Origin of the sequence: Polymorphospora sp. NPDC051019, from assembly GCF_040683055.1 — a bacterium.
Taxonomy (GTDB): Bacteria; Actinomycetota; Actinomycetes; order Mycobacteriales; family Micromonosporaceae; genus Polymorphospora; species Polymorphospora lycopeni.
The window spans coordinates 358673-370757 of sequence record NZ_JBFBCH010000004.1; the positions used below are offsets into that span (position 1 = coordinate 358673).

The following is a 12085-nucleotide window of genomic DNA, read 5'->3' on the forward strand; positions in this document are numbered from 1 at the left end:
GCGTCCACCGACGTGCGATCCGACCATCCCGCGACGGAGGGCGAAGTGGCCGACAAGAATCGGCGCGGCGAGGATGCCGCGGACGACCACCTCGATGACGAGGCGTTGGACGAGGCAGCCGAAAAGGACTCGGACGTCGACGACGAGGAAGAGCCGGTATCCCGGGGCGGCACCGCCACCCGGGCCCGCCCGAAGGCGGAGTCGGCCGACAACAAGTCGAAGGCCCGTACCGAGGGCGGTCGGGTCGGCATCTTCGGACGGATCGTGCGGTTCGTCCGCGAGGTCGTGGCCGAGCTGCGTAAAGTCATCTGGCCTACCCGCAAGGAGCTGTTGACCTACACCGCCGTGGTGGTCGTGTTCGTGTCCGTGATGCTGGCGATCGTGGCCGGGCTCGACTTCGCCTTTGCCAAGGGCGTGCTGTGGGTCTTCGGCAACCCCAGTTGACCGCAGAACCGAGCTGACAGTAACGGAAGTGAGCGAGCGTGCCTGAGTACGACGAGACCGCCGGACGAGCCGCCGACGAGCAGTCCGCGGTGGCGACGGCGGCCAGTGACGAGTCGGTCGAGGCCGCCAGCGAGCCGGATTACGCGCCCGTCGCGACGCCGGAACCAGACGAGGAGTACGACCCGGTCGCGGAGCTGCGGCAGAAGCTGCGCTACGCGCCGGGCGACTGGTACGTCGTGCACTCCTACGCCGGATACGAGAACAAGGTCAAGACCAACCTGGAGACCCGGATCACCAGCCTCGACATGGAGGACTACATCTTCCAGGTCGAGGTGCCGACCCGCGAAGAGGTCGAGGTCAAGAACGGCAAGCGCCTCCAGGTGCAGAACAAGGTCTTTCCCGGCTACATCCTGGTCCGGATGGAGTTGACGGCGGAGTCCTACTCCTGCGTCCGGAACACCCCGGGCGTGACCGGCTTCGTCGGCGCGACCGACCGGGCCGACCGTCCCGCGCCGCTCTCGCTCGACGAGGTGCTCAAGTGGCTGGCGCCGGCCGTCGAGACGGAGCAGAAGAAGGCCAAGCCGGAGGTCAAGGTTCTCGACTTCGAGGTGGGTGACTCGGTCACCGTCACCGACGGGGCGTTCGCTTCGCTTCCTGCCACGATCAGCGAGATCAACGCCGACCAGCAGAAGCTCAAGGTGCTGGTGTCGATCTTCGGTCGGGAGACTCCGGTGGAACTCAACTTCAACCAGGTCGCCAAGATCTGAGGATCCGGCCCCGGCAACCGCCTCGGTGAACAGCCGGGCTGCCTGTTGCGTTAACCTAGAACGTCGGCCCGCAGGCCGCGCTGACCGTGCGCGCGCTCTGCGGGCAGCGTCAGGTGCAATCCACCCCGGTGCAATCCACCAGAATCAAGCCCAGGAAGAGACATGCCTCCGAAGAAGAAACTGGTCAAGACGTTCACGCTGCAACTGCCGGCGGGCCAGGCCACGCCGGCGCCGCCGGTCGGTCCGGCCCTCGGTCAGCACGGTGTGAACATCATGGAGTTCTGCAAGTCCTACAACGCGCAGACCGAGTCGCAGCGCGGTGACGTCGTCCCCGCCGAGATCAGCGTCTACGAGGACCGCTCCTTCACCTTCGTGCTGAAGACGCCGCCGGCCGCCCGCCTGCTGCTCAAGGCCGCCGGTGTGCAGAAGGGTTCCGGCGTGCCGCAGAAGGACAAGGTCGGTTCGGTGTCCCGTACCCAGCTCCGGGAGATCGCCGAGCGGAAGATGGCCGACCTCAACGCCAACGACGTGGAGCACGCCGAGCGGATCATCGCTGGCACCGCCCGCTCGATGGGCATCACCGTCAAGGACTGAGGCTTCCGGGCCTTTCCGAGCACGACCCGACCGTGGGAGGGTGCGCGCGCCGCGCGTCCCGCCAGACACCACAGGAGTAGACAGAAATGCAGCGCAGCAAGGCTTACCGCAAGGCCGCCGAAGCCATCGACCGGGACCGGCTCTACACCCCGGCCGAGGCCGTGAAGCTGGCCAAGGCGTTCACCGCCGTCAAGTTCGACCCCACGGTCGAGGTCGCGATGCGCCTCGGGGTCGACCCGCGTAAGGCGGACCAGATGGTCCGTGGCACGGTCAACCTGCCCCACGGCACCGGCAAGACCGCCCGCGTGATCGTGTTCGCGGCCGGCGCGAAGGCCGAGGAGGCCGTTGCCGCCGGCGCCGACGAGGTGGGCACCGACGAACTGGTCGCCCGCATCCAGGAGGGCTGGCTGGAGTTCGATGCGGCCATCGCCACCCCGGACCAGATGGCCAAGATCGGCCGGATCGCGCGGATTCTGGGCCCGCGCGGCCTGATGCCGAACCCGAAGACCGGCACCGTGACCATGGACGTCACCAAGGCCGTCTCCGAGATCAAGGGCGGCAAGATCACCTTCCGGGTGGACAAGCACTCCAACCTGCACCTCATCATCGGCAAGGCGTCGTTCTCCGAGGCGCAGCTGATCGACAACTACGTCGCGGTGCTCGACGAGGTACTGCGGGCCAAGCCGTCGGCGGCCAAGGGCAAGTACCTGAAGAAGGTGACCCTGACCACCACGATGGGCCCGGGTGTCCCGGTCGACCCGAACCTGGTGAAGAACCTCCAGGAGGCCGGCGCCGAGGCGTGACGCCGACCGCCGCAGCGGATCACGAACCGGGTGCCCCGATTTCGGGGCCACCCGGTTCGTCTTTGCCGCCGGATGCTCGCCGATCGGGGTCAGGGAGCAGGTCGACGGGCCGGGTGACACTGTGGGCCGGACCCCGATTTGGTGGTCGGGCATCAGGTCGCGTACTGTGTCGAATGCGTCTGGCCGTGAGTCAGACGGTAAATCGTAACCACCCAGAGACCGCTGGTAGCCGTGCTTCGGCACGGTCGAAGGTCCCGCTTCGGCGGGCGGCCCGCGCAGGGGGAGACGGCAGCGTACCGGTCATGTTCGCATGATCTTGTCCGCCCCGTGCGCCCTGCGCCGGGGCGTTTCCCGTTTTCGGGTCCCTTCTCCACGGACTGTGAAGTCGACCAGCCTGGAGTAACGAGAGAGGAGGGACATGGCGGACAAGCCGGTTCGGGCCGACAAGGCCACCGCCGTCGCTGAGCTCACCGAGCAGTTCCGTAGCTCGGGCGCGACCGTGCTGACCGAGTACCGCGGTCTCACTGTCGCTCAGCTGACCAAGCTGCGGCGCGCGCTGGGTCGGGAAACCACCTACGCGGTCGCGAAGAACACGCTCGCGAAGCGTGCCGCGGCGGATGCTGGCATCGAGGGCCTCGACACGCTGTTCACCGGTCCTACCGCGCTCACCTTCGTCTCCGGCGATGTCGTGGAAGCGGCGAAGGGCCTGCGCGAGTTCGCGAAGGCCAACCCGCTGCTCGTCATCAAGGGCGGCGTATTCGAGGGCAAGGCCATCTCGGCCGAAGAGGTCAACAAGCTCGCCGACCTCGAGTCCCGTGAGGTGCTGCTGGCCAAGCTGGCCGGTGGGATGAAGGCCAACCTGAGCAAGGCCGCGGCCCTGTTCCAGGCGCCGCTGTCCAAGACCGCCCGCCTGGCGGCTGCCCTGCAGGAAAAGCGCGAAAAGGAGGGTGTGGAGGAGGCCGCCTGAGCCTTCCCGCATCCGTACCCAGTCATTCAAAAGTAGGAAGGACGCCAGACATGGCGAAGCTCAGCACCGACGAGCTGCTCGACGCGTTCAAGGAGATGACGCTGATCGAGCTGTCGGAGTTCGTGAAGCAGTTCGAGGAGACCTTCGACGTCACCGCCGCCGCGCCGGTCGCCATCGCTGCCGGCCCGGGTGGTCCGGCCGCCCCGGCCGCGCAGGAGGAGGAGAAGGACGAGTTCGACGTCGTCCTCGAGGCCGACGGTGGCAAGAAGATCCAGGTCATCAAGGTCGTGCGTGAGCTGACCGGCCTGGGCCTGAAGGAGGCCAAGGACGCCGTCGAGGGCGCGCCGAAGGCGATCCTGGAGAAGGTCAACAAGGAGACCGCCGACAAGGCCAAGGCCAAGCTCGAGGCCGAGGGCGCGAAGGTCACCCTTAAGTGAGCTGACGCACACCGCGTTCGAGGCGGGCGGCGATCCAGGTTTGGATCGCCGCCCGCTTTCGTCTGCTGACAGCGTGCAACCACGCGGTGAACAGGCAATCAGCGCGGTCTGTGGACCCACGGGGCCGCCGGAGGCACCCGTCCGTCACACAAACACCTGGCCCGACCCGCGCGACAACCCTTGACGCGGCTCCTGGTGCCAGGCACGCTGACACCAGCAAGACCTTCCGCGCTTGCAACGGCCCTCATCCGGGTAACGCAACGGCAGCCCGCCTGTCGCTGCGGCATTCGGGTGACCCCAGCGGGATCCGCCGCGTTCTGAGCGGCCCGGAGGCACCGGTCCAGGTGCTCCGAGGCACGTTCCGCGACGGCCTGCCCGGCGGGCTGGACAGCGGTTAGCCTCTCGGCTACACTGCTAGTTTGCGCTGCCTTCCGACTTGACCCCTGCCCGGAATGTCCGAATGTGGACGTTCAGAGTGGGGTCCATTGGAGTGCACGCGTAACAGCCGTTTTGCAGCACGGTCCTCGGAAGGACGCATCTTGGCAGCTTCCCGCCCTGCGAAGACCAGCCGTACGTCGAGCGCATTCGCTCCTCACCGAATTTCATTCGGTCGGATCACCGAACACCTCGAGGTCCCCAACCTCCTCGCCATCCAGAACGAGTCCTTCGACTGGCTGGTCGGCAACGAGGCTTGGCAGGGCCGGTCGTCTGACGACCCGCACGCCCGTTCGGGTCTCGCGGAGATCCTCGATGAGATCAGCCCCATCGAGGACTTCTCCGGCACCATGTCGCTTTCTTTCTCCGCGCCACGCTTCGACGAGGTCAAGGCCTCGATCGAGGAGTGCAAGGAGAAGGACCTGACCTACTGCGCGCCGCTGTTCGTGACGGCGGAGTTCACCAACAACACCACTGGCGAGATCAAGAGCCAGACGGTGTTCATGGGGGACTTCCCGATGATGACGCCCAAGGGCACCTTCATCATCAACGGCACCGAGCGCGTCGTGGTCAGCCAGCTCGTCCGCTCGCCGGGCGTCTACTTCGACAAGCAGCCGGACAAGACCTCCGACCGTGACCTCTCCAGCGTCAAGGTCATCCCGAGCCGGGGTGCCTGGCTGGAGTTCGACATCGACAAGCGCGACACCGTTGGTGTCCGCATCGACCGTAAGCGCCGGCAGGCGGTCACCGTCCTGCTCAAGGCGATCGGTTGGACCGGCGAGCGGATTCGCGAGCGGTTCGGCTGGTCCGAGCTGATGATGACGACCCTGGAGAAGGATCACATCGCCGGGGCCGACGAGGCGCTTCTCGACATCTACCGCAAGCTCCGCCCGGGTGAGCCGCCGACGCGCGAGAACGCCCAGACCCTGCTCGACAACCTCTTCTTCAACCCGAAGAGGTACGACGTCGCCAAGGTCGGTCGTTACAAGTTCAACAAGAAGCTCGAAGTCGACGTCCCCATGAACAAGGGCACGCTGACCGAGGACGACATCGTCGCCACCGTGGAATACCTCTGCCGGCTGCACGCCGGTGAGGAGGGCTACGAGGCCGACGACATCGACCACTTCGGCAACCGTCGCCTGCGTACCGTCGGCGAGCTGATCCAGAACCAGGTCCGGGTCGGGCTCTCCCGTATGGAGCGCGTGGTCCGCGAGCGGATGACGACCCAGGACGTCGAGGCGATCACGCCGCAGACCCTGATCAACATCCGCCCGGTGGTGGCTGCGATCAAGGAGTTCTTCGGCACCTCGCAGCTCTCGCAGTTCATGGACCAGACCAACCCGCTGGCGGGCCTGACCCACCGGCGCCGGCTGAGCGCGCTCGGCCCGGGTGGTCTGTCCCGGGAGCGGGCCGGCTTCGAGGTCCGTGACGTGCACCCGTCCCACTACGGCCGGATGTGCCCGATCGAGACCCCGGAAGGCCCGAACATCGGCCTGATCGGCGCCCTGTCGACCTTCGGCCGGGTCAACCCGTTCGGCTTCATCGAGACGCCCTACCGCAAGGTCGTCGACGGTCGGGTCACCGACCAGATCGACTACCTGACGGCCGACGAAGAGGACCGGTTCGTCAAGGCGCAGGCCAACGCTCCGCTGATGAGCGACGGCCAGTTCGCCGAGGACCGCGTCCTCGTCCGCCGGAAGGGCGGTGAGGTCGACTTCGTCGCCCCGGCGGCGGTCGACTACATGGACGTCTCGCCGCGCCAGATGGTGTCGGTCGCGACCGCCATGATCCCGTTCCTCGAGCACGACGACGCCAACCGCGCACTGATGGGCGCCAACATGCAGCGCCAGGCGGTGCCGCTGGTCAAGGCGGAGTCGCCGCTGGTCGGCACCGGCATGGAATACCGGGCCGCGGTCGACGCCGGCGACGTCGTCGTCGCGGAGGTCGGCGGTGTGGTCGAGGACCTGTGCGCCGACTACGTCACCGTGCACCAGGACGACGGCCACCGTCGCACCTACCTGCTGCACAAGTTCCGCCGCTCCAACGCCGGCTCCTGCGTCAACCAGAAGCCGGTCGTCTTCGAGGGCGACCGGGTCGAGGCCGGCCAGGTCATCGCCGACGGTCCCTGCACCGACGAGGGCGAGATGGCGCTCGGGCGCAACCTGCTCGTGGCGTTCATGACCTGGGAGGGCCACAACTACGAGGACGCGATCATCCTGTCGCAGCGCCTCGTGCAGCAGGACGCCCTCACCTCGATCCACATCGAGGAGCACGAGGTCGACGCCCGCGACACCAAGCTGGGCCCGGAAGAGATCACCCGCGACATCCCGAACGTCAGCGAGGAAATGCTCGCCGACCTCGACGAGCGCGGCATCATCCGGATCGGTGCCGAGGTCGTACCCGGCGACATCCTGGTCGGCAAGGTCACGCCCAAGGGCGAGACCGAGCTGACCCCGGAAGAGCGGCTGCTGCGGGCGATCTTCGGCGAGAAGGCGCGTGAGGTACGGGACACCTCGCTGAAGGTGCCGCACGGCGAGACCGGCACGGTCATCGGCGTACGCACCTTCTCCCGTGAGGACGGCGACGAGCTGCCGCCGGGCGTCAACGAGCTGGTCCGGGTCTACGTCGCCCAGAAGCGGAAGATCCAGGACGGCGACAAGCTCGCCGGCCGGCACGGCAACAAGGGCGTCATCTCCAAGATCCTGCCGGTCGAGGACATGCCGTTCCTGGAGGACGGCACCCCGGTCGACATCGTGCTCAACCCGCTCGGCGTGCCGAGCCGGATGAACATCGGCCAGGTGCTGGAAACCCACCTCGGCTGGGTCGCCAAGACCGGTTGGAAGGTCGACGGGGACGACGCCGAGTGGAAGAAGGCCCTCCGCTCGATCGACGCCCACGAGTCCGAGCCGGACACCAACGTGGCGACGCCGGTCTTCGACGGTGCCAAGGAAGAGGAGATCACCGGTCTGCTCAGCAGCACCCTGCCCAACCGGGACGGTGTGCAGCTGGTCGGCGGCTCCGGTAAGGCGCAGCTGTTCGACGGCCGGTCCGGCGAGCCGCTGCCGGACCCGATCGCGGTCGGCTACATCTACATCCTCAAGCTCAACCACCTGGTCGACGACAAGATCCACGCCCGGTCGACCGGACCGTACTCGATGATCACGCAGCAGCCGCTGGGTGGTAAGGCGCAGTTCGGTGGCCAGCGCTTCGGTGAGATGGAGTGCTGGGCGATGCAGGCGTACGGCGCCGCGTACGCCCTCCAGGAGTTGCTCACCATCAAGTCCGACGACGTCCTGGGCCGGGTGAAGGTCTACGAGGCGATCGTCAAGGGCGAGAACATCCCCGAGCCGGGCATCCCGGAGTCGTTCAAGGTGCTGCTCAAGGAGCTGCAGTCGCTGTGCCTCAACGTCGAGGTGCTCTCCAGCGACGGCGTGGCCCTGGAGATGCGCGAGACCGACGACGAGGTCTTCCGGGCCGCGGAGGAACTCGGCATCGACCTGTCCCGGCGGGAGCCGAGCTCGGTCGAAGAGGTGTGAGGTTGTGAGCTTGGGGGCGGGCCACCCGCTCCGGGCGGTCAGGCTTGATCCCTGCGCGGGACGGCCCGCCCCCAAGCTCCAGCCCCGAGTTTCAGCAGTATGACGACGACGACATAGGGGACACGTAACGTGCTCGACGTCAACTTCTTCGACGAGCTGCGCATTGGCCTGGCCACCGCAGACGACATCCGTCAGTGGTCGCACGGCGAGGTCAAGAAGCCTGAAACGATCAACTACCGCACTCTGAAGCCGGAAAAGGACGGGCTCTTCTGCGAGAAGATCTTCGGTCCGCAGCGGGACTGGGAGTGCTACTGCGGTAAATACAAGCGCGTCCGCTTCAAGGGCATCATCTGCGAGCGCTGCGGCGTCGAGGTGACCCGGTCCAAGGTGCGGCGTGAGCGGATGGGCCACATCGAGCTGGCCGCCTCCGTGACCCACATCTGGTACTTCAAGGGCGTTCCCAGCCGGCTGGGCTACCTGCTCGACCTGGCGCCCAAGGACCTCGAGAAGATCATCTACTTCGCCTCGTACGTGGTCACCAGCGTCGACGCGGAAGCCCGGCACCGGGACATCTCCACGCTCGAGAACGAGATCCTCGCCGAGAAGCGGCAGTCGGAGAACAGCCGCGACTCGGAGATCGAGAAGCGGGCCGCCAAGCTGGAGGCCGACCTCGCCGAGCTGGAGGCCGAAGGCGCCAAGGCCGACGTCCGCCGCAAGGTCAAAGAGGGCGGCGAGCGCGAGATGCGCCAGATCCGCGACCGGGCGCAGCGGGAGATCGACCGGCTCGACGAGGTCCTCGACACCTTCCGCAAGCTGGACTCCAAGCAGCTCGTCACCGACGAACTGCTCTACCGCGAGCTGCGGGACCGCTTCGGTGAGTACTTCACCGGTGGCATGGGTGCCGAGGCGATCAAGGCGCTGGTCCAGAACATGGACCTCAACGCCGAGGCCGAGAACCTGCGCGAGATCATCCGCTCCGGCAAGGGCCAGCGGAAGATCCGGGCGCTCAAGCGGCTCAAGGTCGTCGCGGCGTTCCTCAACACCCGCAACTCGCCGCTCGGCATGGTGCTGGACTGCGTACCGGTCATCCCGCCGGACCTGCGCCCGATGGTGCAGCTCGACGGTGGCCGGTTCGCGACCTCGGACCTCAACGACCTCTACCGCCGGGTCATCAACCGGAACAACCGGCTCAAGCGGCTGATCGACCTCGGTGCCCCCGAGATCATCGTCAACAACGAGAAGCGGATGCTCCAGGAGGCCGTCGACGCGCTGTTCGACAACGGCCGCCGTGGTCGTCCGGTCACCGGCCCGGGTAACCGGCCGCTGAAGTCGCTGTCCGACATGCTCAAGGGCAAGCAGGGCCGGTTCCGGCAGAACCTGCTCGGCAAGCGCGTCGACTACTCCGGTCGTTCGGTCATCGTCGTCGGCCCACAGCTCAAGCTGCACCAGTGCGGTCTGCCCAAGCAGATGGCGCTGGAGCTGTTCAAGCCGTTCGTGATGAAGCGGCTGGTCGACCTCAACCACGCGCAGAACATCAAGTCCGCCAAGCGGATGGTCGAGCGGCACCGCCCGGTCGTGTGGGACGTGCTGGAAGAGGTCATCGGCGAGCACCCGGTGCTGCTCAACCGGGCACCGACGCTGCACCGGCTGGGCATCCAGGCCTTCGAGCCGCAGCTGGTCGAGGGCAAGGCGATCCAGATCCACCCGCTCGTCTGCACCGCGTTCAACGCCGACTTCGACGGTGACCAGATGGCGGTTCACGTGCCGCTGTCCGCCGAGGCGCAGGCCGAGGCGCGGATCCTGATGCTGTCGTCCAACAACATCCTCAAGCCCGCCGACGGCAAGCCGGTCACCATGCCGACCCAGGACATGGTCATCGGCCTCTACCACCTCACCCACCTCACCTCGGGTGCGCGTGGCGAGGGCCGGGCGTTCAGCTCGGACGCCGAGGCGCGGATGGCGTACGACAACCGCGAGCTGGATCTGCAGGCGCCGGTGAAGATCCGCCTGCACGGCGTCGTCGGGGTCGACAACGGCGCCGGCGCGACCAAGTGGACCGAGCCGGAGGACTGGACGCCGGGCGAGCCGCTGACGGTCGAGACGACGCTGGGCCGGGTGCTCTTCAACGAGACGCTGCCGCAGGGCTACCGCTTCGTGAACTACGAGATCCGCAAGGGTCAGCTGTCGGCGATCGTCAACGACCTCGCCGAGCGGTTCCCGAAGGTGGCGCTGGCCGCGACCCTCGACGGGCTCAAGGAGGCCGGTTTCCACTGGGCCACCTGGTCCGGCGTCACGATCGGCATGGAGGACGTCATCGCTCCGCCGCGCAAGCGGGAGATCCTGGAGCGGTACGAGTCCGACGCCGACCGGATCGACAAGCAGTACCAGCGGGGTCTGATGACCGCCGAGGAGCGTCGCGGCGAGCTCATCGAGATCTGGACCAAGGCGACCGGTGAGGTTGCCAAGGAGATGGAGACCGCGCTGCCGCAGGAGAACCCGCTGTGGAAGATGATCAACTCGGGTGCCCGCGGTAACCTGCTCCAGCTCCGCCAGATCGCCGCGATCCGTGGTCTGGTGGCCAACCCGAAGGGTGAGATCATCCCGCGGCCGATCAAGGCCAGCTACCGGGAGGGTCTGTCCGTGCTGGAGTACTTCATCTCCACGCACGGTGCCCGTAAGGGTCTCGCCGACACCGCGCTGCGGACCGCCGACTCGGGTTACCTGACCCGTCGTCTGGTCGACGTCTCGCAGGACGTCATCATCCGCGAAGAGGACTGCGGCACCGACCGGGCGATCCCGATGCAGGTCGGCGAATACCTCGACGGCAAGCTGGTGGTGCACGAGCACGCCGAGACCGGCGTGCACGCCCGCACCATCGCCGACGACATCAAGGGCGCCGACGGCACCCTGGTCGTCGAGCGGGGCGCGGACCTCAACTCGATCCTGGTCGACAAGCTCGTCGCCGCCGGCGTCGAGACGGTACGGGTGCGCAGCGTGCTCACCTGCGAGTCGAAGCTGGGCGTCTGTGGTGCGTGCTACGGCCGCTCGCTGCCGACCGGCAAGACCGTCGACGTGGGCGAGGCGGTCGGCATCATCGCCGCCCAGTCCATCGGTGAGCCGGGTACGCAGCTGACCATGCGTACCTTCCACACCGGTGGTGTCGCCGGTGAGGACATCACCCAGGGTCTGCCCCGTGTCCAGGAGATCTTCGAGGCGCGGGTGCCGAAGGGCAAGGCGCCGATCGCCGACACCCCGGGCCGGATCCGGATCGAGGACGGCGAGCGGTCGCGGAAGATCATCATCGTGCCGGACGACGGCAGCGACGAGATCGTCCACGACAAGATCTCCAAGCGGGTCCGGCTGCGGGCCCACGACGGAGACCGCGTCGAGGTCGGCGAGAAGCTCACCGAGGGCACCATCGACCCGCACGAGCTGCTGCGCATCCTCGGCCCGCGCGCGGTCCAGGTCCACCTGACCCAGGAGGTCCAGGAGGTCTACCGCTCGCAGGGTGTGCTCATCCACGACAAGCACATCGAGATCATCATCCGCCAGATGCTCAAGCGGGTGACGGTCATCGACTCCGGCGCCACCGAGTTCCTGCCGGGCGTGCTGGTCGACCGGGCACTGTTCGAGTCGGAGAACCGCCGGCTCGTCTCCGAGGGCGGCGAGCCCGCCGCCGGCCGGCCGGTGCTGATGGGTATCACCAAGGCGTCGCTGGCGACCGACTCCTGGCTCTCGGCGGCCTCCTTCCAGGAGACCACCCGGGTCCTGACCGATGCGGCGATCAACGCCCGGAGCGACTCGCTCATCGGTCTGAAGGAGAACGTGATCATCGGAAAGCTCATCCCGGCCGGTACCGGCATCAGCAAGTACCGCAACATCCGGGTGGAGCCCACCGAGGAGGCGAAGGCCAAGGTCTACTCGATGACCGGATACCCCGAGACCGACTACGGTTTCGGCCCGGCCAGCGGGCAGGCCGTGCCGCTGGACGACTTCGACTTCGGGTCGTACCGCTAGGCACGAAAGCCTAGGCACGAAAGCACGGAACCGGGCGGAAACCGTAGTCGGTCTCGGGGTATCCGGTCATCGAGTAGACCTTGGC

8 protein-coding genes are annotated in these 12085 nt (G+C 67.2%); all 8 read left to right on the forward strand.

The annotated features are described in order from the left end of the window. Positions 1-45: 45 nt before the first annotated feature. Positions 46-444 carry a preprotein translocase subunit SecE gene (gene secE / locus AB0M79_RS10775; RefSeq protein ID WP_364210768.1) on the forward strand — a complete coding sequence of 133 codons (399 nt, stop codon included), beginning with the start codon at positions 46-48 and terminating at the stop codon, positions 442-444. 38 nt (positions 445-482) lie between these two features. Next, positions 483-1211, forward strand: a complete 729-nt coding sequence (gene nusG / locus AB0M79_RS10780; protein ID WP_357536467.1) for a transcription termination/antitermination protein NusG — start codon at positions 483-485, stop codon at positions 1209-1211. Positions 1212-1373: 162 nt separating this feature from the next. Next, positions 1374-1805, forward strand: coding sequence for a 50S ribosomal protein L11 (gene rplK / locus AB0M79_RS10785; RefSeq protein ID WP_357536466.1), 432 nt, complete (start codon positions 1374-1376; stop codon positions 1803-1805). An 86-nt stretch (positions 1806-1891) separates the two neighbouring features. Next, entirely contained in the window at positions 1892-2608 is a 717-nt protein-coding gene (rplA, locus tag AB0M79_RS10790; RefSeq protein ID WP_357536464.1) for a 50S ribosomal protein L1, read from the forward strand. Between the two features lie 418 nt (positions 2609-3026). After that, positions 3027-3575: a 50S ribosomal protein L10 gene (gene rplJ, locus AB0M79_RS10795; protein ID WP_357536462.1), complete on the forward strand. Its 549-nt coding sequence runs from the start codon at positions 3027-3029 to the stop codon at positions 3573-3575. Between the two features lie 50 nt (positions 3576-3625). Further along, on the forward strand, positions 3626-4012 hold the full coding sequence (gene rplL, locus AB0M79_RS10800) for a 50S ribosomal protein L7/L12 (RefSeq protein WP_364210773.1): 387 nt from the start codon (positions 3626-3628) through the stop codon (positions 4010-4012). Between the two features lie 539 nt (positions 4013-4551). Further along, positions 4552-7983, forward strand: a complete 3432-nt coding sequence (locus AB0M79_RS10805) for a DNA-directed RNA polymerase subunit beta (RefSeq protein ID WP_364210776.1) — start codon at positions 4552-4554, stop codon at positions 7981-7983. Positions 7984-8112: 129 nt separating this feature from the next. Further along, entirely contained in the window at positions 8113-12000 is a 3888-nt protein-coding gene (locus tag AB0M79_RS10810; RefSeq protein ID WP_357536457.1) for a DNA-directed RNA polymerase subunit beta', read from the forward strand. The last annotated feature ends 85 nt before the right edge of the window (positions 12001-12085 follow it).

Bases quoted from the DNA above. Each gene is read 5' to 3' on its own strand.
- rplA (WP_357536464.1), top strand. From the start codon at position 1,892: ATGCAGCGCAGCAAGGCTTACCGCAAGGCCGCCGAAGCCATCGACCGG.
- rplJ (WP_357536462.1), top strand. From the start codon at position 3,027: ATGGCGGACAAGCCGGTTCGGGCCGACAAGGCCACCGCCGTCGCTGAG.
- rplK (WP_357536466.1), top strand. From the start codon at position 1,374: ATGCCTCCGAAGAAGAAACTGGTCAAGACGTTCACGCTGCAACTGCCG.
- rplL (WP_364210773.1), top strand. From the start codon at position 3,626: ATGGCGAAGCTCAGCACCGACGAGCTGCTCGACGCGTTCAAGGAGATG.